This is a genomic window from Pseudomonas sp. R2-37-08W, from assembly GCF_003851705.1.
GTDB lineage: Bacteria > Pseudomonadota > Gammaproteobacteria > Pseudomonadales > Pseudomonadaceae > Aquipseudomonas.
This window is the reverse complement of the sequence record NZ_CP027728.1, coordinates 4,212,492-4,235,614: the sequence shown is the minus strand read 5'-3', so window position 1 is coordinate 4,235,614 and position 23,123 is coordinate 4,212,492. Positions and strand designations below refer to the sequence as shown.

Here is a 23,123-nt window from a genome sequence, read left to right as displayed (position 1 = left end):
AGCGCTGGCGTTCGCTCCTACTGAGCAAGCCGCGTCCTGAGCTTTTCCAACACAGAAAGTGGAGAGATCACCTTGGTAGAGTACGTAGTTTCCCTCGATAAGCTCGGCGTCCATGATGTAGAGCATGTGGGGGGCAAGAACGCATCCCTCGGCGAGATGATCAGTAATCTTGCAGGCGCCGGTGTCTCGGTGCCGGGTGGTTTTGCCACCACGGCCCAGGCTTACCGCGATTTCCTCGAGCTGAGCGGCCTCAACGCCCAGATCCACGCCGCGCTGGACGCCCTGGACGTCGATGACGTCAACGCCCTGGCCAAAACCGGCAGCCAGATCCGCCAATGGATCATGGACGCCGAGTTCCCCGAGAAGCTCAACGAAGAGATCCGCACCGCCTTCGCCACCTTGTCCGCCGGTAACCCGGATATGGCCGTCGCCGTGCGCTCCTCGGCCACCGCCGAAGACTTGCCGGACGCCTCGTTCGCCGGTCAACAAGAGACCTTCCTCAACATCCGCGGCGTGGAGAACGTGATCCGCGCGGCCAAGGAAGTGTTTGCCTCGCTGTTCAACGACCGCGCCATTTCCTACCGCGTGCACCAGGGTTTCGACCACAAGCTGGTGGCCTTGTCTGCTGGTGTGCAGCGCATGGTGCGTTCCGAAACCGGCACCGCCGGCGTGATGTTCACCCTCGATACCGAATCGGGCTTCCGTGACGTGGTATTCATCACCGGCGCCTACGGCCTGGGCGAAACCGTCGTACAAGGCGCGGTGAACCCGGATGAATTCTACGTGCACAAGCACACCCTCGAGGCCGGCCGCCCGGCCATCCTGCGCCGCAATCTGGGCAGCAAGGCGATCAAGATGATCTACGGCGACGAGGCCAAGGCCGGTCGTTCCGTTAAAACAGTGGACGTCGACAAGGCCGAGCGCGCGCGTTTCTGCCTCTCCGACGCTGAAGTCAGCGAATTGGCCAAGCAAGCGATGATCATCGAGAAGCACTACAAGTGCCCGATGGACATCGAATGGGCCAAGGACGGTGACGACGGCAAGCTGTACATCGTGCAGGCCCGTCCCGAGACCGTTAAGAGCCGCACGTCGGCCAACGTCATGGAACGCTACCTGCTGAAAGAAACCGGCACCGTGCTGGTGGAAGGCCGCGCCATCGGCCAGCGCATCGGCGCCGGCAAGGTACGCATCATCAAGGACGTGTCCGAGATGGACAAAGTCCAGCCGGGTGACGTGCTGGTCTCCGACATGACCGACCCGGACTGGGAACCGGTGATGAAACGCGCCAGCGCCATCGTCACCAACCGTGGCGGGCGCACATGCCACGCGGCGATCATCGCCCGTGAGCTGGGCATTCCTGCGGTCGTCGGTTGCGGCAACGCCACCCAGCTGTTGAAAGATGGCCAGGGTGTGACCGTGTCCTGCGCCGAAGGCGACACCGGTTTCATCTTCGAAGGCGAGCTGGGCTTCGACATCAAGCAGAACTCCATCGACGCCATGCCGGACCTGCCGTTCAAGATCATGATGAACGTCGGCAACCCGGACCGCGCCTTCGACTTCGCGCAGTTGCCGAACGCCGGTGTGGGCCTGGCCCGCCTGGAGTTCATCATCAACCGCATGATCGGCGTGCACCCCAAGGCCCTGTTGAACTACGACGGCCTGCCGCTGGACATCAAGGAAAGCGTCGACAAGCGCATCGCCGGCTACAACGACCCGGTGGGCTTCTATGTCGAGAAGCTGGTGGAAGGCATCAGCACCCTGGCGGCAGCGTTCTACCCGAAAAAGGTCATCGTGCGCCTGTCGGACTTCAAGTCCAACGAATACGCGAACCTGATCGGCGGCAAGCTCTACGAGCCAGAAGAAGAAAACCCGATGCTGGGCTTCCGTGGCGCCTCGCGTTATATCAGCGAAGCGTTCCGTGACTGCTTCGAACTCGAATGCCGCGCCCTCAAGCGTGTGCGCAACGAAATGGGGCTGACCAACGTCGAAATCATGGTGCCGTTCGTGCGCACCCTGGGCGAGGCGAGCCAGGTGGTCGACCTGCTCGCTGAAAACGGTTTGACACGCGGCGAGAACGGCCTGCGGGTCATCATGATGTGCGAGCTGCCGTCCAACGCCATCCTGGCCGAAGAGTTCCTGGAGTTCTTCGACGGTTTCTCCATCGGCTCCAACGACCTGACCCAGCTGACCCTGGGCCTGGACCGCGACTCCGGGATCATCGCTCACCTGTTCGACGAGCGAAATCCTGCGGTCAAGAAGCTGCTGGCCAACGCTATCCAGGCGTGTAACAAGGCCGGCAAGTACATCGGTATCTGCGGCCAGGGCCCTTCCGATCACCCTGACCTGGCCAAGTGGCTGATGGAACAGGGCATCGAAAGCGTCTCGCTGAACCCCGACTCCGTGCTGGAAACCTGGTTCTTCCTCGCCGAAGGCCAAGCGCCCGCTTAACGTCGCTACGTCAAAAGTGCCGGTCACCCGTTGAGGGTGACCGGCATTCTTATCTGTACAGGGCGGACTCCTACCGGACGCCGCCCTTTTTTGTGCAAGAAGATTATGCAAAGCAGCAGCAACCTGTTTCCCGTCGCCTTGATCAGCGCTGAACGTCGTGGCGACCTGAGTGAAGATGTGTACCGCCTCAAGCCCGGTAACAGCCCCGACGGTACCGTCGAGCTGGCGGTTACCCGTTTGGGCCTGGCCGATGTCCCGGAAAACCGGGGCACGCCGGTTATTTTCTTGCATGGCAGTTTTTCCAATCGGCGCTTCTGGTATTCGCCCAAGGGCATCGGTTTGGGGGCTCACCTGGCACGCCAGGGGTTTGATGTATGGATCCCGGAAATGCGCGGCCATGGCCTGTCCAAGCGCAACCACGACTACGCCCGCAACCGGGTCGCCGATTATGCACGTTACGATTTGCCGGCCATTGGTGCGTTTGTGCACGAGCAAAGCGGGCAGGCTGCGCACTGGATCGGGCACTCCCTCGGCGCCACCACGTTGGTTGCCGCGCTGGGCGGGCAATACCTGAGCGCGCAGTGGGTGGCTTCGGTGGCGATCTTTGGCTGCCAGGTCAGCCGCACGCACTGGCCGTTGAAAATTCCACCGGTGGAATGGGGCGGTCGATTTATCTTGAAGCGTCTTGCCCAGGTGTCCGGCCCACGATTCAAACGCGGGCCCGAGGATGAGCCGGCCGGCGTGATGATCGAAGCCATGCGATGGAATGGCCTGTTCGGCCGCTTTGGCGACGCCGAGCGTGATTGGTGGAAAGGCCTGGCAGAAGTCGACGTGCCGCTGTTGGCGGTCAGCGCGGCAGGCGACCGGCAAGATCCGGACTGGGCGTGTCGCAAGCTGTTCGAGCAAGTCGGCAGCGAGCATCGCCAATACCTCTGCTTGGGGCGTCGGCAGGGTTTCAGCGAGGATTTCGGGCATGTACAAATGCTGGTCAGCAAAGCCGCACAGGCCGAAGTGTGGCCGTTGGTGGAACGCTGGTTGAAAGACCCGTTGACACCTTTGTTCGGCTCCCGGCCCGAGGTGGCTGTTGCGGTTTAACGAAGCGCTCTACCGGGGGCGTTTCACTCTTGAGTGGTTGCGGCTAAGATATGACGCCTCAGGCGCTTCTGGTCATATTCAGTCGCGTAACAGCCATTGCGTTACGCGCAGGTGAGTCTGATCATGGCCGCCATTACCGGCCAAGCCCTTAAAGAATGCCTGTTGCAAGACGTTTTTCTGATGTACACCGTGGGATGTCCGACTTCATTTTTGACGACAGGAGTTTCTCGATGAACCATTACGTGACCCCCGACCTGTGCGACGCGTACCCGGAGCTGGTACAGGTGGTCGAGCCGATGTTCAGCAACTTCGGTGGCCGAGATTCCTTCGGCGGCGAAATTGTCACCATCAAGTGCTTCGAAGATAACTCCCTGGTCAAGGAACAGGCCGAGCAGCCGGGTACCGGCAAGGTATTGGTAGTCGATGGCGGTGGTTCGCTGCGGCGTGCGTTGCTGGGTGACCTGATCGCCGAGAAAGCCGCGAAAAACGGCTGGGAAGGCATGGTGATCTACGGGTGCATCCGCGACGTCGATGTGATTGCCCAGACCGATCTGGGCGTGCAGGCCCTGGCTTCCCATCCGATGAAAACCGACAAGCGCGGCCTTGGCGACCTGAACGTGGTGGTGACCTTTGCGGGCGTGACGTTCCGCCCAGGCGAATACGTGTATGCCGATAACAACGGTGTGATCGTCTCGCCCAGCCCACTGAAAATGCCTGAATAAACGCAGTAGCCGAAAGGGATGAGGATGTTCGAGGAAGAAAACGCGCAATGGGGGCTGGTGCATGCCCTGGTGCTGGACGGTAAAGGCGGTGCGCGTTCGATTGCCCGGACTGAGCTTGACGCGTTGCAACTGCAGCCTCAGGAAAGCCTGTGGCTGCATTGGGACCGCAGCCACCCTCAAACCCAGACCTGGCTGCGCAAATCCAGCGGTTTGAGCGAATTTGCGTGTGACCTCCTGCTGGAAGAAAACACCCGTCCGCGGCTGCTGCCGTTACCGGATGCCGAACTGCTGCTGTTTTTGCGTGGGATCAATCTCAACCCCGGCGCGGAACCGGAGGACATGGTTTCGGTACGTATCTTCGCAGCGGCAAGTCGTGTGATTTCCCTGCGTTTGCGCCCGCTGCGCGCCACTGATGAGCTGTTGGTGCAACTGGCCGAGGGTAAGGGGCCAAGAACTGCGTCTGAACTCATCCTTTATATGGCGCAGTACCTGACCAACAAAGTGCAGGATCTGGTCACCGGGCTGTCCGAAATTGTCGATTCCGAGGAAGAAAAACTCGATGCCGACGAACGGTATACGCCGGAGCACGGCAGCGTCTTGCAGATCCGTCGGCGAGCGGCCGGGCTCAAGCGTTTTCTGGCGCCGCAACGGGATATTTTCGCGCAACTGACGCGGATCAAACTGGCGTGGTTCTGTGAAGACGACGCCGACTACTGGAACGAATTGCACAACAGCCTGACCCGTTACCTGGAAGAGCTCGAATTGGCCAGGGAGCGCGTGGGGCTTGTGCTTGAGGCCGAAGACCGGCGCTTGAGCCTGCGCATGAACCGCACGATGTACCGTTTCGGAATCATCACCGGCATCTTCTTGCCGATGAGTTTTTTGACCGGCCTGCTGGGCATCAATGTGGGGGGGATACCGTTTTCCAGCAGCCCCTACGGATTCATGATTGCCTGCTTGCTGATGGTCTGCGTGGCCCTGGGGCAATGGTGGTTGTTTCGACGGTTGCGCTGGGTTTGAACTGAATATGAGCTGAACGTAGGAAAGGGCCGATGTGACCCGATGAATTTTACCCTCGTCTTTTAAATCACTTGCGAGAGGTCTCTTATGCACGATCCGTTCGAACAGTCTTTACGTGACATGCTCAATGCTTCGCCATCCAACCGTGATGACGACGCTTGCCTGGGTCGCGTACTGAAAACCGCCAACCGTCAGGTAGGGGCGGGTGACCTGTTCGGTCTGCTCGGGCGCTGGGTGCCGGCATTGATGATGGCCCTGAACAACGGTTCGGCCCATGTGTCACCGGTTTCCCGTAATAAACCTCTTGCTCGCACTGCTGATAAGGCTGACTGAATATGGAACTTGATCTCTGGACCCAGAGCCTGGTCACCGCGATGACCGCATTGTGGACCAAGGTGGCGAATTTCATTCCCAACCTGTTTGGTGCCCTGGTCCTGGTATTGCTGGGCTTTGTCGTGGCCAAGTTGCTCGACACCCTGCTGTCCAAATTGCTCGCCAAACTCGGGCTGGATCGCCTGATGGCCGGCACCGGCCTGACCAAGCTGCTGGGCCGCGCCGGGCTGCAAGTGCCGATCTCTACGCTGATCGGCAAGATCGTTTATTGGTTCGTTCTACTGATTTTCCTGGTTTCTGCGGCTCAGTCCCTTGGACTTGAGCGAGTTTCAGCTACGCTCGACATGCTGGCACTGTATTTGCCGAAAGTTTTCGGCGGCGCGCTGGTGTTGCTGGTAGGTGTTTTGCTCGCGCAACTGGCCAATGGCCTGGTGCGCGGAGCCGCTGAAGGCGTCGGGCTGGACTACGCGGCAGGCCTGGGGCGGATTGCCCAGGGGCTGGTGATCATCATCAGCATTTCCGTCGCGATCAGCCAATTGGAGGTCAAGACTGACCTGCTGAACCACGTTATTGTGATCGTTTTGATTACCGTTGGTCTGGCCGTTGCGCTGGCCATGGGGTTGGGAAGCCGGGAAATTGCCGGTCAGATTCTTGCGGGAATCTATGTGCGTGAGCTGTATCAAGTTGGGCAACAGGTGCGTGTGGGCGAGGTTGAAGGGCAAATCGAGGAGATCGGCACAGTCAAGACGACCGTGCTGACCGATGACGGAGAACTGGTGTCGCTGTCCAACCGGATTCTCCTGGAGCAGCAGGTCAGTAGCCGCTAAACCGGCAAACCCTGCTAATGTACGCCGCCGCGAACCCGGCTGACCGGGTTGCAGCGGACATTGACCTGACTGCCGGCACGACTTGTTTTGAATAAAGCCCAAACGCTGTCCACGCGCTATGACCCCCGTGAGCTCTCTGATGAGGAGTTGGTCGCGCGTTCGCACACGGAGCTGTTTCACGTAACACGCGCGTACGAAGAATTGATGCGCAGGTATCAACGCACTCTGTTCAACGTTTGTTCAAGGTATTTGGGGAACGATAGAGATGCGGATGATGTCTGTCAGGAAGTGATGCTCAAGGTGCTGTACGGCCTGAAGAACTTCGAGGGCAAATCGAAGTTCAAGACCTGGCTCTACAGCATCACCTACAACGAGTGCATCACGCAGTATCGGAAGGAACGGCGAAAGCGTCGCTTGATGGACGCTTTGAGTCTGGACCCCCTTGAGGAGGCGTCTGAGGAAAAGGCGCCGGCACCCGAGGAAAAGGGCGGACTTGATCGCTGGCTGGTGCATGTGAACCCGATTGACCGTGAAATTCTGGTGCTACGTTTCGTCGCAGAATTGGAATTTCAGGAAATCGCTGACATCATGCATATGGGCTTGAGTGCTACAAAAATGCGTTACAAACGTGCTCTTGATAAATTACGTGAGAAATTTGCGGGCGAGACTGAAACTTAGTGCGTAGCAAATATCTCTTACGTGTAGGCAAGTTCTGTTAGACTTGTCGCCGAGTTGTCCCCCGGTTTGTGGGACTGCTTTACAATCACCAGATGGGGATTTAACGGATGAAACTGAAAAACACCTTGGGCTTGGCCATTGGTTCTCTTATTGCCGCTACTTCTTTCGGCGTTCTGGCACAAGGCCAAGGCGCAGTTGAAGGCGAGCTGTTCTACAAGAAGCAGTACAACGATAGCGTCAAGCACATCGAAGACGGCTTCAATCCTGGCGCTCGCATCGGTTACTTCTTGACCGACGACCTGTCCTTGAACCTGTCCTACGACAAGACTAACCACACCCGTTCGAACGACGGTACTGGTAGCCAGAAGATCAAAGGTGATACCGGCAGCCTGGTTGCCCAATATCACTTCGGTCAAGCTGGCGTTGACAGCCTGCGTCCATACGTTGAAGGCGGTTTCGGCCACCAGAGCCGTGGCAACGTAAAAGCTGACGGTCACAGCGGTCGCGACCAGACCACTTTCGCTACCATCGGTACCGGCGTGAAGTACTACTTCACCAACAACCTGTACGCTCGTGCTGGTGTTGAAGCTGACTACGGTCTGGACAACGGCAAGTGGGACTACTCCGCACTGGTTGGCCTGGGCGTGAACTTCGGCGGTAACGCTGGCGCTGCTGCTCCAGCTCCTACCCCAGCACCAGCTCCAGAGCCAGTTCCAGAGCCAGAAGCTCCGGTTGCTCAGGTTGTTCGTGTTGAGCTGGACGTTAAGTTCGACTTCGACAAGTCGGTTGTTAAGCCTAACAGCTACGGCGACGTCAAAAACCTGGCCGACTTCATGGCTCAGTACCCAGACACCAACGTAGAAGTTGCTGGTCACACTGACTCCGTAGGTCCAGACGCTTACAACCAGAAGCTGTCCCAGCGTCGTGCTGACGCTGTTAAGCAAGTCCTGGTTAAAGATGGCGTAGCTCCTAGCCGCATCACCTCCGTAGGTTACGGCGAATCCCGCCCAGTTGCTGACAACGCAACTGAAGCTGGTCGCGCTGTAAACCGTCGCGTAGAAGCAGCGGTTGAAGCTCAAGCTAAGTAATTAGCCGAGTTTCACAAAAAGCCCGGCTTAGGCCGGGCTTTTTTTTGCCTGTGATTTGCCTCAGGCGCTGGCGGCTGCTGCGGCGCAAGCCATCTGGGCTGCGCTGGCAACACGGCCAATCACCAGGATCGCCGGGCTCTTCAGCGCAAACGCCTGCGCGTCTTCATGCATGGCGGCGAGGTCGCTACGGCATTCGCGCTGCTCGGGCAACGACGCATTTTCGATCATCGCCACCGGCATATCCGCAGCCATGCCACCTTCCAGCAACTGTTGCCGAATCTCTTCCAGCTTGGCGACGCCCATATACACCACCAGCGTCGTGCCCCCCTCGGCCAGTGCGCGCCAATTCAGGCTGCTGTCGTCCTGGGTATGCGCCGTGACCAGCGTCACGCCACGGCTTACACCGCGCAACGTCAACGGGATATCGCAATTCGTCGCTCCGGCCAGCCCTGAGGTGATGCCGTTGACTAACTCCACCTCGACTCCACGTTCGCGCAGCCAGGTTGCCTCTTCGCCACCCCGGCCGAAAATGCACGGGTCGCCACCTTTAAGCCGCACCACGCACTTACCCTGGCGCGCGTAACGCAGCATCAGGCGGTGAATAAAATCCTGCGGCGTGGAACGACAGCCGCCACGCTTGCCGACGGTGATCACGCGCGCATCGGCGCAGTGCTCCAGCACGGCCGCGTTGACCAGATCGTCGATCAACACCACGTCGGCTTCATGCAGGGCCCTTACCGCTTTGAGGGTGAGCAATTCCGGATCACCGGGCCCGGCGCCTACCAGCCAAACTTTTGCGCTCATGTTGTTACCTCACAGACTGATTGCGATTGGCTGCGGGCTGGCGGCCAAAAGACGTTTGATTTCCGGCACGCAGGAGCCGCACTGCGTGCCGCACCCCAGTTCTTGTTTGAGCCCATTCAGGTCCAGGCCACGGGCGATCCCGGCGCAAACTGTGTTTTCGCTGACATTTATGCAGTTGCACAGGACCTTGCTGCTGGCTGCGGCACCCCCCGGTGGCGCGCTTAACGGCGCCAATAGCCAGCGGCGTAATTGATCGTCGGCGCGGCCTTCCAGCCAGAGGCTCTGCAGCCAATGGCGGGCGAGGGTTTCGCCGGCCAGGCGCAACGCGGTAATGCGGCCTTTTTCGATTTTTACCCGTTTACCGATGGAACGGCGCGGGTCGTCATACGCCATCACCGGGCCGTCATTGAGCCCAAGCAACTGGTCGATGCGGTTCAGCAACTGCAGGTCTGGCGCCTCGGTATGGGCTGCGCGTACCAGCAACGCGGGACGCTCACGTCCGGACAGGCTCAGGCTGACGTAGGAAAAACCCTCACAGAGCGGGCGCAGGGCTTCGAAATGTCGCTGCACATCGCCCTCAATCAGCGCAAACAGCTGCCACGGCAGTTGCACCGCTTCCAGGCGCACACCGCTGTGTTTGAGCTCCGGCTGTTTCGACAACGGGTCGCACGCCGGCTGGGTCAGCACGTTGACGCCGCCTTTGAGAAAACGGTCGCCCCAATGCATGGGCAGGAACGCCTGGCCGGGGCGCACGCTGTCATCGCTGGTGACCGCGACGATGACATTGCCTCGACGGCTTTTCAGGCTGACCAGGTCGCCTTCTTTGAAGCGGTGACGGCGCAACTCGTCCGGGTGCAGGCTCAACAGCGCTTCGCTGACATGCCCGAACAACTGCGCTGCCGTGCCGGTACGGCTCATGCCGTGCCATTGGTCGCGCAGGCGGCCGGTGATCAGGGTCAAGGGGAAGCGTGCGTCACGCTGCTCCTTGGCGGCGCGGTAAGGGTCGGCGACAAACTGCGCACGGCCATTAGCGGTGGGGAAAATGCCATCCACGTAGAGGCGCGGCGTTCCGGCCTGTGCACCCCTGGGAAACGGCCACTGTTGCGGACCGAGCCGGTCAAGCAGGGCATGGCTGATGCCTGACAAATCCAGGTCGCGGTCCTGCGTCAGCAGCTTGAACTCGTCAAAAATCTGCGCCGGTTGCTCAAAGGCAAACAGGCTGCTCAGGCCCGGCCGCAGACGACGCTCCAGGCGTCGGGCGAAATCCACCGTAATCGCCCAATCCGGCCACGCTTCTCCCGGTGCGCTGATGGCGCGTCGCACGTGGGAAATACGCCGTTCGGAGTTGGTCACCGTGCCTTCTTTTTCACCCCAGCTGGCGGCGGGCAACAGCAGGTCGGCGTAGGCGGCGGTCTCGGTGGTTCGAAACGCTTCCTGCAATACCACAAACGGACATGTCGCCAAGGCTGCACGCACGGCATTCTGGTCCGGCAATGATTGGGCGGGGTTGGTGCAGGCGATCCACAACGCTTTGATCTTGCCCGCCTGCACCTGCTCGAACAGTTCGATGGCCGTGAGGCCGGTGCTAGCGGGCAGTTGATCGACGCCCCAATAAGCGGCGACTTCTGCGCGATGTTCGGGGTTGGCGGCGTCGCGATGCCCAGGCAGCAAATTCGACAAGCTGCCGGTCTCGCGCCCGCCCATGGCATTGGGTTGGCCGGTCAGGGAAAACGGCCCGCAGCCTGGCCGGCCAATCGTACCGGTGGCCAGGTGCAGGTTGATCAGCGCGCTGTTTTTTGCACTGCCCGCAGTAGATTGGTTCAACCCCATGCACCACAGCGACAAAAAGCTACTGGAGGTGCCCACCCACTGTGCGCACAGGCGCAACTGTTCGACGCTGATCCCGCACAGTTGCGTGACCATCTGCGGCGTGTAGTCATGCACCAGACGTTTCAGCTCGGCCAGGCCGTCGGTATGCGCCTGGATAAAATCGCGGTCGATCCAGTCTTCCCACAGCAGCAGATGCAAAATCCCATGAAACAGCGCGACGTCGGTCCCCGGCAGTATCGCCAGGTGCAGGTCAGCCAGTTCGCAGGTGTCTGTGCGCCGTGGGTCGATCACCACGACTTTCATCTGTGGGCGGCGCGCCTTGGCTTCTTCCAAGCGTCGGAACAACACTGGATGAGCGTAGGCCATGTTACTGCCGACGATCATCACGCAGTCGCTGGTGTCCAGGTCTTCATAGCTGCAGGGTGGGGCATCGGCGCCCAGGCTGCGCTTGTATCCAACGACGGCTGAGGACATGCACAGCCGCGAGTTGCTGTCGATATTGTTGGTGCCGACCAGGGCGCGCGCCAGTTTGTTGAAGCTGTAGTAGTCCTCGGTCAGCAATTGCCCGGAGATGTAGAAGGCCACGCTGTCCGGACCGTGCGCGGCGATGGTCTCGGCAAATACCGTGGCCGCATGTTCCAGGGCGGTATCCCAGTCGGTACGGGCGCGGGCCAGGTCTTTGCCCAAGCGCAACTCCGGGTACAAGGCGCGGGCGTCGAGGTCACCGGTCAGATGCAGGCTGGCGCCCTTGCTGCACAGCTTGCCAAAGTTGGCCGGGTGGTCCGGATCGCCTTGCACGCCGAGGATCCGGGTGCCGTCATGCTCAATCAGCACGCCGCAGCCCACCCCGCAATAACAGCAGGTGGACGCGGTGACCTGGCGGTCCATCACCCTGCGTCCCGCAGGGCCAGCATCACTCGGCCGTTTTCCACGCGGGCGAGGTGATGATGGGCGCAACCGATATCCGGCGCCTGGGCTTCGCCGGACGCCAGGTCGATCTGCCAATTGTGCAGCGGGCAGGCCACGCGCTTGCCATAGATCAAACCTTGGGACAGCGGCCCGCCTTTGTGCGGACAACGGTCATCGAGGGCGAAGACCTCATCGTCGCTGGTGCGAAAAATCGCAATGTCGCCCTTGGGCCCGTTGATGATGCGCGAGCCCAATGCGTTGATTTCTTCCAGGGCGCAGATATCCAGCCAGTTCATGCTGGCACCTCCAATTGCTTGATCGGGATAACGTCGAATTCTTTTTTCAGCAGCGGCTGTTCCAGGCGTTCTTTCCAGGGGTCTTGCTCGAACGACAGCGAAAACTGCAGGCGCTCGTTGAGGGCCTGGCGCCGGGCCGGGTCTTCGAGCACGGCTTTCTTGATATGGTCCATGCCCACCCGCTGCAGGTAATGCACGGTGCGCTCAAGGTAAAAGGCTTCTTCGCGGTACAACTGCAGGAATGCGCCGTTGTATTCGCGCACTTCCTCGGCGGTCTTGAGCTTGACGAAGAACTCCGCGACTTCGGTCTTGATCCCGCCGTTACCGCCGATATACATCTCCCAGCCCGAGTCCACGCCGATGATTCCCACGTCCTTGATGCCCGCTTCCGAACAATTGCGAGGGCAGCCGGACACCGCCAGCTTGACCTTGTGCGGCGACCACATATTGAACAGGTCGTGCTCCAGCTCGATGCCCAGTTGCGTGGAGTTTTGCGTACCGAAGCGGCAGAACTCGCTGCCCACGCAGGTCTTCACGGTACGGATGGATTTGCCGTAGGCATGCCCGGACGGCATGTCGAGGTCTTTCCAGACGCCGGGCAAGTCCTGCTTCTTGATGCCAAGCAAGTCGATGCGCTGGCCGCCGGTCACCTTGACCATGGGCACGTTGTACTTGTCGGCCACATCGGCGATACGGCGCAGCTCCGACGGATTGGTCACGCCGCCCCACATGCGTGGGACGACGGAATAGGTGCCGTCTTTCTGGATGTTGGCGTGGGCGCGCTCGTTGATCAGGCGCGACTGCGGGTCGTCCTTGGCTTCGCCCGGCCAGGTGGAAATCAGGTAGTAGTTCAGCGCCGGGCGGCAGGTGGCGCAACCGTTGGGCGTGCGCCAGTTCAGGTAGCTCATGGTGCCGGCGATGGTCAGCAGGTGCTGGTCGCGAATGGCCTGGCGGATTTGCCCGTGGTTGAGGTCGCTGCAACCGCAGATGGCTTTTTCGCTCTTGGGTTTGACGTCGGCGGCGCCGCCCACGGTGTTGATCAGGATCTGCTCCACCAGCCCCGCGCAAGACCCGCAGGAGCTGGCGGCCTTGGTGTGCTTTTTCACCTCATCGACGCTGAACAGCCCTTGTTCCTGGATCGCCTTGACGATGGTGCCCTTGCACACGCCATTGCAGCCGCAGACCTCGGCATTGTCGGCCATGCTCATGGCTTTGTCCTGGCCCTGATGGCCTACATCGCCCAGTGCATTTTCGCCAAACATCAAATGGTCGCGAATCTCGCCAATCGCGTGGTTCTCACGGATCTGGCGGAAATACCAACCGCCGTCGGCGGTATCGCCGTACAGGCAGGCGCCGACCAGGATGTCGTCCTTGATCACCAGTTTTTTGTACACGCCGCCGATGGGGTCGGAGAGGGTGATGGTTTCAGTGCCTTCGCCGCCCATGAAGTCTCCGGCGGAGAACAGGTCGATTCCGGTGACTTTCAGTTTGGTGGAGGTGACCGAACCTTTATAAGTGGCGAAACCCAGCTGGGCGAGATGGTTGGCGCAGACCTTGGCCTGTTCGAACAGCGGCGCCACCAGGCCGTAGGCAATCCCACGGTGGCTGGCGCATTCGCCGATGGCATAGATGCGCGGGTCGTAGGTTTGCATCGTGTCGTTGACCAGAATCCCACGGTTGCAGGGGATGCCGGACTTTTCCGCAAGTTCGGTGTTGGGGCGGATACCAGCGGCCATCACCACCAGGTCGGCGGGAATGATGTCGCCATTTTTGAACTGCACCGAGCCGACCCGGCCGTTGCCGGCATCGTGCAAGGCCTGGGTCTGTTCGCACAGGCGGAATACCAGGCCACGGCTTTCCAGCTCGGTTTGCAGCAGTTGGCCGCTGGTTTTGTCCAGTTGCCGTTCCAGCAGCCATTCACCGATGTGCACCACAGTCACCTGCATGCCGCGCAGCATCAAGCCGTTGGCGGCCTCAAGGCCCAGCAGCCCACCACCGATGACGACGGCGTGCTTGTGGGTCTTGGCGGTGTCGATCATGGCCTGGGTGTCGGCAATATCGCGGTAGCCGATCACGCCCTGCAAGGTGTTGCCGGGAATGGGCAGGATAAACGGGGTGGAACCGGTGGCGATCAGCAGGCGATCGTATTCGGCTTCGGTACCGTCTTCGGCGATGACCCGGCGTTTCACTCGGTCGATCTGCACCACCTTGCGGTTGAGCAGCAGCTTGACGTTGTTATCGAGGTACCAGTCCAGGTCGTTGAGCACGATCTCTTCGAAGGTCTGCTCGCCGGCCAATACCGGCGACAGCAGGATGCGGTTGTAGTTGGTGTGGGGCTCGGCGCCGAACACGGTGATGTCATAGAGCTCGCTGCTGAGCTTGAGCAGTTCTTCCAGGGTGCGAACCCCGGCCATGCCGTTGCCGATCATCACCAGTTTGAGTTTTTTCATGTCGCTCTCCGACCAATCACGCGCAAACAAAAAAAGGCGTCCCCGCTAGTTACCTAGCGAGGACGCCTTTGTCCTGGTCCCGTTCTCTCGGGAAGCTCGGCCCTTCGACGTTGAAGGAGCGGCTATATGTGGGTTGTTGGGATAGCTAATGCAGCAGCTGTGCCAAGTGCCGATGCCCCCAGTTTTATTGGGCATTTAGCGCGAATGCCGCAGGGTTTTGCCCGTTAGTGGTGCAAAAGCCAGTAGAGCAGCACCAGATTGATCAGCAGCGAAGCCATCGCCAGGGTTTGCCAGACCTTCAGCGGTTCACGCTCCAGCAAGGGGCGGGCGCGCACGCTCAGCTCACGGCGGTCGGCCTGTTCCAGCACCAGCAGCCATTCTTCGGCGGTTTCATAACGTTGCTGCGGTTGCGCGGCCACGGCCCGTTCGAGGCTCGCGGGCAACCAGTCGGGCAAGTCGGGACGGTAGCGGCTGGCGCTGACCGCCTGAGTGAAGCGCGGACGTTGGAAAGCTTCGATTTCGCCGTAGGGATAGTGGCCGGTCAGCAGGTAATAGAGCGTGACGCCGACACTGTACAAATCCTGTTGCGCCGTAGGCCGCTCGCCATTGAACGACTCCGGCGCGATAAAACTCGGGGTGCCGGGCAGCACATGCGCACGATCTTCGGACAGCCCTGGGCAGTAGGCCAGGCCGAAATCCAGCACGCGCAGTTCACCGTCATCCCCCAGCAACAGGTTTTCCGGCTTGATATCGCGGTGCAGGATCTGCCGGCGGTGCAGCAGGCCCACCGCGCGCAGCAAACGCTCGGCGATGGACTGCCATTGAGCCAGGGGCAATGGGCCCTGGCGCTTGAACAATTCGCCCAGGGTTTGCCCCGGATATTCACGCATCACGTAGTACAAATGCTGACGCCCGCTGGCGGCATGCACTTCAGGGAATGCGCGGCCGGCGACCCGGCGCAGAAACCATTCTTCCGAGAGCAGGGCCTGGGCGGCGTCAGTGTCTGCTTCGCGATTGAGCGGCAAGGTTTTCAGCAACCAGGGCCGCTGCTGATCATCCTCCACCCGATACAGCAATGACTGTCGGCTCTGCGCCAACAGGCTGTGCACCTGCCAACCTTCGAAGCGTTGCCCGGCCTTGAGCAGCGGCGGCAGCGGCCACTGCTGCAACTGCACCAGTGCGTCGCCCAGCGTGGCGGCGCCGAGGGCATCGATGCGCACCAGCAAGGCGCTGGCGTTGTCCTGGCTTCCTGCCAAGTGCGCGGCATTCACCAGAGTGTTGACCGCCAGGTCCAAGTCGCTTTGCTCGCGCAGAATCGCGCGGATGCTGTGGTCGCCCAACGTGGCCCAGACCCCGTCACTGAGTAGCAGGAAACACTCGCCGGCGCGCAGTTCTCCGTCGAGAAAATCCAGCACCAAATGTTGGTCCAGGCCGAGGGCACGCTTGAGCACATGCTGCATGCCCGGTTGCTCCCACACATGGTCTTCGCTGATGCGCTGCAGCTCGCCGTCCAGCCAGCGATAGGCGCGGCAATCGCCGACGTGGGCCAGGGTGAAACGCTGGCCACGAAACACCAGGGCGCTGAGGGTGGTCAGCAGCGGCTGGCCGCCGCCATTGGCTTGCAGCCAGCGATTCTGCGCGACCAGTAAACGTTCCAGCGCCTGGGCCACGCCCCAGGTCTGCGGCGTGGCGTAGTAGTCCAGGGCCAGCGCCTGCAGGGTCGAGCGTGCGGCCAGGCCGCCATCGGCGCATTGGCTGACACCGTCGGCCAACGCGCACAGGTAGCCTTTGCTCGCGGCCAGTTCCGCCATGGGCGTGACCACCCGCAGCGCGTCCTGGTTTTCCGCCCGTGGGCCGATCGCACTGGCCTGGGCGACGCTCAGTTGCAGGCTCATCAGACGCGCGCAGCGGTCACGGCAGCCGAGCCCCAGGTGGTTCTCCAGCGACGCTTGACGCCGTGCAGGCCAAACCAGGCCAGCACGCCGAGGCTGGCGAACAGCCACAGGGCCACCTGGTAACTGCCGGTACTCTGTTTGATCGCACCCATGCCGGCTGCCAGCACAAAGCCGCCAATGCCGCCGGCCATGCCGATCAAACCGGTCATCACGCCGATCTCACTGCGAAAACGCTGTGGCACCAGTTGGAACAATGCGCCATTCCCGGCGCCAAGGCCGAGCATGGTGCAGACGAAAAGCGCCAGCGCGGCGTAGGAACTGGGCAGGTTGAAACCCACCGCCGCAATACAGATCACCGCCACGCTGTACATGCCGAGCAGGGTCTTGATCCCGCCGAAACGGTCCGCCAGGGCACCGCCCAGGGGGCGCATCAGGCTGCCACCGAAGACACAGGCTGCGGTGTAGTAGCCGGCGGTCACCGGGCTCAGGCCGTACTGATCGTTGAAGTAGCCGGGCAGGGCGCTGGCCAGGCCGATGAAGCCGCCAAAGGTCACGCTGTAGAAGAACATGAACCACCAACTGTCGCGATCACCCAGGGCTTTGAAGTAGTCGGCCATCGACTTGGCTTTCGGGCGTTGCGGGGCATTGCGGGCGAGCCAGGCGAACACGATCAGGGTGAGGATCAGCGGAATCAGCGCGAAGCCGAACACATTGCTCCAGCCAAAGGCCGCCGCCAGTACCGGGGCCAGCAAGGCCGCAAACACGGTGCCGGAGTTGCCGGCGCCGGCGATGCCCATGGCTTTGCCTTGGTGCTCGGCCGGGTACCATTGCGAGGCCAGCGGCAGGGCGACGGCAAACGAGGCACCGGCCATGCCGAGGAACAGGCCCAGCAGCAGGGCTTGCTCGTAGCTGTGAATGCCCAGTTTCCAGGCGCAGAACAACGCGACAATGACAATCACCTGGCCGATCAGCCCGGCGGTCTTGGGCGACAGCTTGTCGGCCAGCATGCCCATGAGAAAGCGCAACACCGCGCCCGCCAGAATCGGCGTGGCGACCACCAGGCCGCGCTGTTGAGTGGTCAGGTGCAGGTCGGCGGCAATCTGTACCGCCAGCGGGCCCAGCAGGTACCAGACCATGAAGCTCAGGTCGAAATACAGGAACGCGGCAAACAGGGTCGGGGTGTGCCCGGATTTCCAGAAGCTTGATTTCATCACGCACCTCAACGGTTGGGTCTAAAACGAAAAAACGCCGCCACCGGGTCCGCGAGGGCAAACCGGGTGTGCGACGTCTTTGTCGTGGATTGGGCAACCGCCGTTGGCTACCTGTAGAGGTTCTTTAGCAAGAGCCGCGCCACATCACCCGAGCAATTCGCTCATGGCAATAATCTGTTCGGCGACCTGGATCAGTTTCTGCTGGCGGCTCATGGCCTGGCGGCGCATGAGGGTGTAGGCCTCTTCCTCATTGCAGTCCTTCATTTTCATCAGCAGTCCTTTGGCCAGCTCGATGCGCTTGCGCTCCGCCAACTGTTGATCGCGGGCGTGAAGCTGGGCGCGCAGGGCCTGGTCGCTTTCGAAGCGTGCCATGGCCACATCGAGGATTGGTTGCAGGCGCTGTGCCTGGATGCCTTCGACGATGTAGGCACTGACCCCGGACTTGATCGCCTGGCGCATGACATTCGGGTCGTGCTCGTCGGTAAACATCACGATAGGGCGGGGTTGATCGCGGCTGACCAGCACCACCTGCTCCATCACATCGCGGCCGGGTGACTCGGTATCGATCAGGATCACGTCGGGGCGCACCGTTTCGACGCGCGCGGGCAAGTCGATGGTCAGGCCGGATTCATCGATCACCTCAAAACCGGCCTCGGTCAACGCGGCTTTGAGCCGACCGACTTTGCGCGGGGTGTCGTTGATCAACAGGATTCGCAGCATGGTCGTGCTCCTGTCAACGCAGCGCTTGGCGGCTGGTGTCGTCCGCCATGGCGTGCAGACGGAAGCTGCGGGCATAGCCGGCGGGGTCGGAGCCGTCCCAGACCTTGCCGTCGATCAACTGGCTGCTGCGCATGTCTTCGTCATGGGGCGGGACGCCGACGGCGCTGGCGGCTTGACGGTACACATCCAGTTGTTGCACTTGGCGGGCAACCTCAAGGTAATCCGGGTCTTCGCGCAACAGGCCCCAGCGGCGGAACTGGGTCATGAACCACATGCCGTCGCAAAGGTAGGGCAGATTGACCGCGCCATCGTCGAAAAAACGCAGCGCATGCGGGTCCTGCCACTGGTTGCCCAGGCCATCTTCGTAATTGCCCAGCAGGCGCGGTTCGATACAGTCCAGCGGTGCGTCGAGGTACTCGCGGGCGCTGAGCAGCTGGGCGGTGGAGCGACGGTTTTGCGTGCTCGCTTCGATAAAACGGCTGGCTTCGAGAATCGCCATCACCAGCACACGGGCGGTATTGGGGTATTGGTCGACGAAGGCCTGGGTACAGCCCAGGACTTTTTCCGGATGATTCGGCCAGATCGACTGGCTGGTCGCCAGGGTGAAGCCCTGGTTCTGCTTGACGGCGCTGGCGCACCAGGGTTCACCGACGCACAGGCCGTCGATACGACCGGCTTGCAGGTGCGCAACCATTTGCGGCGGGGGGACCACCACGCTGTCCACGTCCCGCAGCGGGTGGATGCCCTGGCTCGCCAGCCAGTAATACAGCCACATGGCGTGGGTGCCGGTGGGAAAAGTCTGGGCGAAGGTGAGTTTTGTACGGCTTTGGTGCACATGACGCTCCAATGCCTCAGGAGTGACCACGCCTTGCTGTTGCAGCCCACGGGACAGGTTGATGCTCTGCCCGTTCTGGTTCAGCCCCATCAGCACCGCCATCGGGCTCGGAGCAACGCCGCCGATGCCCAGGTGCACGGCATAGATCAGCCCGTACAGGCTGTGGGCGGCGTCCAGCTCACCGCTGACCAGTTTGTCGCGCAGGTTGGCCCAGGACGTTTGACGCTTGAGGTTGAGCGTGAGGCCGTAGGGTTGCGCAAACCCCTGGGTGGCGGCGACCACCAGCGAGGCGCAATCAGTCAAGGCCATGAACCCCAGGTCGAGACTGCTCTTTTCCGGCGCGTCACTACCGTTTACCCAGGCCAGCGCCGGGATCACCGGGCTGTTGCCGACCGAATCGTTCATCCACACCTACCTTTTCTCTCAAAAAAAAGCGTCGTGCCCTCGGATGGCGATACCAGCCATTGCAGGGAAACGACGCCTTTGTCCGTAGGCCCGCTCCGTCGTTGGCGCGCGCCCTGATAGAGAGTGCATAGCAAGGCACATGCCACGGGGCAGCCGTCAGCTTTCCATCATGATTGAACCTCGCCTGCCTCTCAGTATGGCCGCTCTTTCGCGTTCTACCGCCCCAGGAAAACCAAGGTGCATGCTGAATCTCCCATTCCGACGAACCGCCACTGCCTCGGTAGCACGCTGCTGTGGGTGGTGCTGTTGCTGCTCAGCCGGGTTGCCTGGGGCGAGCCGTATCAGGCCAGCGATGAAAGCCTGGCCAGTTTTTTCGCTGCATTGTCGGTGCCCCTGGGTCTGCCTGTGGTGGTCAGTCGGGAGGCGGCGCCCAGGCGTGTCAGCGGGACCTTCGATTTCGAGGCGCCCCAACAGGTCCTCGAGGCGCTGGCCCGGCGTGAAGGCCTGATCTGGCACAGCGACGGGCAATCGGTGCACGTCTACAACGCGACTGAAGCGAGAACCTCCGTGGTGACGTTGCGGTACATCTCAGTCAACCGACTGCGCGGCATCTTGCGCCGAACGGGGCTGGATGAATCGCGCTATCCCTTGCGCGACAGCGGGGTGCGTACCTTCTACGTGTCCGGGCCACCCAGCTATGTCAACCAGGTGCTGCGGCTGGCGCAATTGACGGACCGCCAACGCAGTGAGCTGCGCGTGGGGACGCACGCCTTCGGGGTGGTGCAGGTATTCAATACCCACGTCGAGGATCGGCAGTATGGCAGCGGCGCGAGCAAGGTCAGCGTGCCGGGGATGGCCTCCATCATTCAAGGCCTGCTGGCCGGCGAGCAGAAGGGCCCGCTGGCGGACAAGAACCTGACGCTGATCGCCTATGCGGACACCAACAGCCTCTTGATCAAAGGCAAACCGGCCCAGGTAAGCCTGATCGAGAAGCTGGTAGATGAACTGGATGTACCCAGGCAACTGAATGAAGTCTCGTCATGGCGGGTGGATGTGGGCCGTGACGAATCGAAGCCTCCGGCCGGGCCGCCGCCGTTGACGGCTGCGCAATATGAACGTGTGCAACGTGCGTTCGTAAGGCCGGGCCGCGAGCGTTCCCCCTGAATAAAAGGCGTTTGTCCATGTACCTGGAAATACTGCTGCAGGAGCAATTGATCAGCCGTAAGCGTCTGGCTGCGTTTGCGCCGGGGAAAGTGTTGCCTTTGGCGCCTGAGGTCATCCACTGCGTGGAGGTGCGGGTCAACGGGCAGTTGATGGCTGTGGGTGAGTTGGTGCAGCTGGAGGACCGGTTAGGCGTTGAATTGCATGAGGTGTATCAGGAATGGCTACCTCGTTCGGGTTGAGTGGTGAACTGTCTTACAACGAGACGCTGAAAAACGCTGACTGAATAGGGTTTTTCCTAGCGTGATACGCGAGACAGGTTTTTATAGTCATGGCATCGGGCGAGTGAGCCGTCACAGCAAGAAGGATTTGAATGTCAGCAGTCGAATGTGCAGGACGCCTTATGGACATCGGGATTGAAGAATCGACAAATTCCCTGGTTTTCGCTCACTGGACCTTGCATGAAGATGGTCGGCTCACGGGTAGGGAAACCGATATTCAACTGCCGCCCAAAGAGGGGAGCGTGCTCCGACTGTTGCTGGTTTCCGGCGGTTCGTTGATGACCAAGGACCGCTTGTTGGCGCTTGCCTGGCCCCGGGGCGAGGTGGCTGATGAGTCATTGACACGTTGCATCTACGCCTTGCGCAGACACTTGAAGTCCGACAAAGGGTTTATCAAGACCGTGTATGGCAAGGGCTACCGTTTTACCTGCCCTGTGCAGGTCCGGAACGTTGAGCCCAAGCACGTCATGCACGTGTGTTCGGCGTGCGGACAGATCAGCAATGTTTAAAGTGTGGGGCAGGGGCCTGATGCTGGGTGTGCTGATGGGCAGCAACCAGGCCCTGGCCTACTGCTGGGATGAAGTGGCGCGTCGTTACGACTTCGAGCCGGAGTTGCTGCAGGCCATCGCGGCGGTAGAGTCGGGGTCCCGCGCAGAAGCGATCAACTATGCCAACGCTAATGGCACGCATGATATCGGCTTGATGCAAATCAACAGCAGTCACCTGCCTCGCCTGCTCAAGCTGGGCATTACCGAAGAGCGGCTGTTGAGCGAGCCGTGTTTGTCGGTGGAGGTCGGTGCCTCGATTCTTGCCGGGTTCGTTCAGCGTTTCGGCTATAACTGGACGGCGGTGGGTTCCTACAATGTGGGAGCGGGCGCCGGGGCGGAGCGTGATGCGTTGCGCATGCGTTACGCTGAAAAAGTCTGGGCGCGTTATGAGGCATTGATGGCCCATCGTAATTGACGATTGGGCAGCACGCCTCGCATGCAGCGTGTGTCCCCGGCTATAATCGCGCCACCTTTCGCCGTCATCCGAGTCTAGCCCGCCCATGTATACCCTGGCCCGCCAGCTGTTGTTCAAACTCTCCCCGGAAACCTCCCACGATCTGTCCCTGGACCTGATCGGTGCCGGTGGCCGCCTGGGGCTCAATGGCCTGGTATGCAAGGCTGCGGCGAAAGTACCGGTGTCGGTGATGGGCCTTGAGTTCCCCAATCCGGTCGGGCTGGCGGCCGGCCTGGATAAGAACGGTGCGGCAATCGACGGGTTTGCGCAGTTGGGTTTCGGTTTCGTCGAAATCGGCACCGTGACGCCTCGGCCGCAACCGGGTAACCCCAAGCCCCGGATCTTCCGCCTGCCGGAAGCCGAGGCGATCATCAACCGCATGGGCTTCAACAATCTGGGTGTGGACCATTTGTTGTCACGGGTTCAGGCGGCGAAGTACAAGGGCATCCTCGGTATCAACATCGGCAAGAATTTCGACACGCCGGTAGAGCGTGCGGTGGACGATTACCTGATCTGCCTGGACAAGGTCTACGCCCACGCCAGCTACGTCACCGTCAACGTCAGCTCGCCCAACACCCCGGGCTTGCGCAGCCTGCAGTTCGGCGACTCCCTCAAGCAATTGCTCGAAGCATTGCGCCAGCGCCAGGAAGACCTGGCAGTGCGCCACGGCAAGCGAGTGCCATTGGCGATCAAGATCGCTCCCGATATGAGCGATGAAGAAACCGTGCTGGTGGCTCAGGCCCTGATGAACGCGGGCATGGATGCGGTGATCGCGACCAACACCACCCTCAGCCGTGTGGGCGTCGAAGGCCTCGCTCACGGTGACGAGGCGGGCGGTCTGTCCGGCGCGCCGGTACGGGACAAAAGCACCCATATCGTCAAGGTGCTGGCGGCCGAACTGGCGGGGCGCTTGCCGATCATCGCCGTGGGGGGGATCACCGAAGGCAAGCACGCGGCTGAAAAGATCGCGGCGGGCGCAAGCCTGGTGCAGTTGTACTCCGGTTTCATCTACAAAGGCCCCGCGCTGATTCGCGAATCGGTGGACGCGATCGCCGCCCTGCGCTGAAGGCTATTTACTGCCAGGCAATAAAAAGGGCTCCATAGAGGAGCCCC

Annotated in this window: 20 protein-coding genes and 1 pseudogene; 13 read left to right on the top strand and 8 right to left on the bottom strand. The window is 61.0% G+C overall.

The features are described from left to right. Positions 1-72: 72 nt before the first annotated feature. The 8 genes from ppsA to C4J93_RS19415 all read left to right on the top strand — a co-directional run bounded on the left by ppsA (position 73) and on the right by C4J93_RS19415 (position 8,211). On the top strand, positions 73-2,448 hold the full coding sequence (gene ppsA / locus C4J93_RS19450; protein ID WP_124363936.1) for a phosphoenolpyruvate synthase: 2,376 nt from the start codon (positions 73-75) through the stop codon (positions 2,446-2,448). A 105-nt stretch (positions 2,449-2,553) separates the two neighbouring features. Continuing rightward, the gene (locus tag C4J93_RS19445) at positions 2,554-3,543 is read left to right on the top strand and encodes an alpha/beta fold hydrolase (RefSeq protein ID WP_124371521.1); all 990 of its coding nucleotides are present in this window, start codon (positions 2,554-2,556) and stop codon (positions 3,541-3,543) included. Between the two features lie 230 nt (positions 3,544-3,773). Next, the gene (rraA, locus tag C4J93_RS19440; protein ID WP_124363934.1) at positions 3,774-4,265 is read left to right on the top strand and encodes a ribonuclease E activity regulator RraA; all 492 of its coding nucleotides are present in this window, start codon (positions 3,774-3,776) and stop codon (positions 4,263-4,265) included. 24 nt (positions 4,266-4,289) lie between these two features. Next, positions 4,290-5,285 carry a zinc transporter ZntB gene (locus C4J93_RS19435; RefSeq protein WP_124407908.1) on the top strand — a complete coding sequence of 332 codons (996 nt, stop codon included), beginning with the start codon at positions 4,290-4,292 and terminating at the stop codon, positions 5,283-5,285. 87 nt (positions 5,286-5,372) lie between these two features. Next, entirely contained in the window at positions 5,373-5,618 is a 246-nt protein-coding gene (locus tag C4J93_RS19430; protein WP_124430244.1) for a CrfX protein, read from the top strand. A 2-nt stretch (positions 5,619-5,620) separates the two neighbouring features. Next, positions 5,621-6,445, top strand: a complete 825-nt coding sequence (locus C4J93_RS19425; protein WP_003193288.1) for a mechanosensitive ion channel domain-containing protein — start codon at positions 5,621-5,623, stop codon at positions 6,443-6,445. Positions 6,446-6,532: 87 nt separating this feature from the next. After that, a complete protein-coding gene (gene sigX, locus C4J93_RS19420; protein WP_003193286.1) occupies positions 6,533-7,123 on the top strand; it encodes an RNA polymerase sigma factor SigX in 591 nt (196 codons plus the stop codon). Positions 7,124-7,230: 107 nt separating this feature from the next. Beyond that, on the top strand, positions 7,231-8,211 hold the full coding sequence (locus C4J93_RS19415; RefSeq protein ID WP_124371519.1) for an OmpA family protein: 981 nt from the start codon (positions 7,231-7,233) through the stop codon (positions 8,209-8,211). A gap of 60 nt (positions 8,212-8,271) precedes the next feature. Here the strand turns inward: C4J93_RS19415 and cobA are convergent, their stop codons facing one another. The 8 genes from cobA to C4J93_RS19375 all read right to left on the bottom strand — a co-directional run bounded on the left by cobA (position 8,272) and on the right by C4J93_RS19375 (position 19,566). Further along, a complete protein-coding gene (gene cobA, locus C4J93_RS19410; RefSeq protein ID WP_124371518.1) occupies positions 8,272-9,015 on the bottom strand; it encodes a uroporphyrinogen-III C-methyltransferase in 744 nt (247 codons plus the stop codon). 9 nt (positions 9,016-9,024) lie between these two features. Next, positions 9,025-11,733, bottom strand: coding sequence for a nitrate reductase (locus tag C4J93_RS19405; protein WP_124430243.1), 2,709 nt, complete (start codon positions 11,731-11,733; stop codon positions 9,025-9,027). Further along, a complete protein-coding gene (nirD, locus tag C4J93_RS19400; RefSeq protein ID WP_057721197.1) occupies positions 11,733-12,050 on the bottom strand; it encodes a nitrite reductase small subunit NirD in 318 nt (105 codons plus the stop codon). The genes C4J93_RS19405 and nirD overlap by 1 nt, the downstream gene beginning before the upstream one ends. Continuing rightward, a complete protein-coding gene (nirB, locus tag C4J93_RS19395; RefSeq protein ID WP_124430242.1) occupies positions 12,047-14,500 on the bottom strand; it encodes a nitrite reductase large subunit NirB in 2,454 nt (817 codons plus the stop codon). The genes nirD and nirB overlap by 4 nt, the downstream gene beginning before the upstream one ends. A 224-nt stretch (positions 14,501-14,724) precedes the next feature. Beyond that, on the bottom strand, positions 14,725-16,395 hold the full coding sequence (locus tag C4J93_RS19390; RefSeq protein WP_124430241.1) for a bifunctional protein-serine/threonine kinase/phosphatase: 1,671 nt from the start codon (positions 16,393-16,395) through the stop codon (positions 14,725-14,727). Beyond that, positions 16,395-17,606 (bottom strand): NarK/NasA family nitrate transporter, encoded by a 1,212-nt coding sequence (locus C4J93_RS19385; protein WP_124430240.1) that lies wholly within the window; start codon positions 17,604-17,606, stop codon positions 16,395-16,397. The genes C4J93_RS19390 and C4J93_RS19385 overlap by 1 nt, the downstream gene beginning before the upstream one ends. Positions 17,607-17,750: 144 nt before the next feature. Next, positions 17,751-18,326, bottom strand: a complete 576-nt coding sequence (locus C4J93_RS19380; protein ID WP_057721200.1) for an ANTAR domain-containing response regulator — start codon at positions 18,324-18,326, stop codon at positions 17,751-17,753. Between the two features lie 13 nt (positions 18,327-18,339). Continuing rightward, positions 18,340-19,566, bottom strand: a complete 1,227-nt coding sequence (locus C4J93_RS19375; protein ID WP_124430239.1) for a CmpA/NrtA family ABC transporter substrate-binding protein — start codon at positions 19,564-19,566, stop codon at positions 18,340-18,342. Between the two features lie 237 nt (positions 19,567-19,803). Here C4J93_RS19375 and C4J93_RS19370 point away from each other — a divergent pair. The 5 genes and pseudogenes from C4J93_RS19370 to C4J93_RS19350 all read left to right on the top strand — a co-directional run. Then, positions 19,804-20,640, top strand: a pseudogene (locus tag C4J93_RS19370) (secretin N-terminal domain-containing protein); the annotation flags it as partial. Positions 20,641-20,747: 107 nt separating this feature from the next. Further along, on the top strand, positions 20,748-20,969 hold the full coding sequence (locus tag C4J93_RS19365; protein ID WP_124371513.1) for a FliM/FliN family flagellar motor switch protein: 222 nt from the start codon (positions 20,748-20,750) through the stop codon (positions 20,967-20,969). A 161-nt stretch (positions 20,970-21,130) separates the two neighbouring features. Then, positions 21,131-21,517, top strand: a complete 387-nt coding sequence (locus C4J93_RS19360) for a winged helix-turn-helix domain-containing protein (RefSeq protein ID WP_124430238.1) — start codon at positions 21,131-21,133, stop codon at positions 21,515-21,517. Then, positions 21,510-21,971 carry a transglycosylase SLT domain-containing protein gene (locus C4J93_RS19355; RefSeq protein ID WP_124430237.1) on the top strand — a complete coding sequence of 154 codons (462 nt, stop codon included), beginning with the start codon at positions 21,510-21,512 and terminating at the stop codon, positions 21,969-21,971. The genes C4J93_RS19360 and C4J93_RS19355 overlap by 8 nt, the downstream gene beginning before the upstream one ends. An 85-nt stretch (positions 21,972-22,056) precedes the next feature. Next, on the top strand, positions 22,057-23,076 hold the full coding sequence (locus C4J93_RS19350; protein ID WP_124407900.1) for a quinone-dependent dihydroorotate dehydrogenase: 1,020 nt from the start codon (positions 22,057-22,059) through the stop codon (positions 23,074-23,076). Positions 23,077-23,123 lie beyond the last annotated feature (47 nt).

Excerpts from the sequence above, each read along its gene's own strand:
- C4J93_RS19380 (WP_057721200.1), bottom strand. The coding sequence starts at position 18,326 with ATGCTGCGAATCCTGTTGATCAACGACACCCCGCGCAAAGTCGGTCGG.
- C4J93_RS19430 (WP_124430244.1), top strand. The coding sequence starts at position 5,373 with ATGCACGATCCGTTCGAACAGTCTTTACGTGACATGCTCAATGCTTCG.
- C4J93_RS19385 (WP_124430240.1), bottom strand. The coding sequence starts at position 17,606 with ATGAAATCAAGCTTCTGGAAATCCGGGCACACCCCGACCCTGTTTGCC.
- C4J93_RS19350 (WP_124407900.1), top strand. The coding sequence starts at position 22,057 with ATGTATACCCTGGCCCGCCAGCTGTTGTTCAAACTCTCCCCGGAAACC.
- C4J93_RS19390 (WP_124430241.1), bottom strand. The coding sequence starts at position 16,395 with ATGAGCCTGCAACTGAGCGTCGCCCAGGCCAGTGCGATCGGCCCACGG.
- C4J93_RS19375 (WP_124430239.1), bottom strand. The coding sequence starts at position 19,566 with ATGAACGATTCGGTCGGCAACAGCCCGGTGATCCCGGCGCTGGCCTGG.
- C4J93_RS19405 (WP_124430243.1), bottom strand. The coding sequence starts at position 11,733 with ATGGACCGCCAGGTCACCGCGTCCACCTGCTGTTATTGCGGGGTGGGC.
- C4J93_RS19435 (WP_124407908.1), top strand. The coding sequence starts at position 4,290 with ATGTTCGAGGAAGAAAACGCGCAATGGGGGCTGGTGCATGCCCTGGTG.
- cobA (WP_124371518.1), bottom strand. The coding sequence starts at position 9,015 with ATGAGCGCAAAAGTTTGGCTGGTAGGCGCCGGGCCCGGTGATCCGGAA.
- nirB (WP_124430242.1), bottom strand. The coding sequence starts at position 14,500 with ATGAAAAAACTCAAACTGGTGATGATCGGCAACGGCATGGCCGGGGTT.
- C4J93_RS19365 (WP_124371513.1), top strand. The coding sequence starts at position 20,748 with ATGTACCTGGAAATACTGCTGCAGGAGCAATTGATCAGCCGTAAGCGT.
- C4J93_RS19415 (WP_124371519.1), top strand. The coding sequence starts at position 7,231 with ATGAAACTGAAAAACACCTTGGGCTTGGCCATTGGTTCTCTTATTGCC.
- C4J93_RS19360 (WP_124430238.1), top strand. The coding sequence starts at position 21,131 with ATGGACATCGGGATTGAAGAATCGACAAATTCCCTGGTTTTCGCTCAC.
- nirD (WP_057721197.1), bottom strand. The coding sequence starts at position 12,050 with ATGAACTGGCTGGATATCTGCGCCCTGGAAGAAATCAACGCATTGGGC.
- C4J93_RS19425 (WP_003193288.1), top strand. The coding sequence starts at position 5,621 with ATGGAACTTGATCTCTGGACCCAGAGCCTGGTCACCGCGATGACCGCA.
- C4J93_RS19445 (WP_124371521.1), top strand. The coding sequence starts at position 2,554 with ATGCAAAGCAGCAGCAACCTGTTTCCCGTCGCCTTGATCAGCGCTGAA.
- C4J93_RS19355 (WP_124430237.1), top strand. The coding sequence starts at position 21,510 with ATGTTTAAAGTGTGGGGCAGGGGCCTGATGCTGGGTGTGCTGATGGGC.
- rraA (WP_124363934.1), top strand. The coding sequence starts at position 3,774 with ATGAACCATTACGTGACCCCCGACCTGTGCGACGCGTACCCGGAGCTG.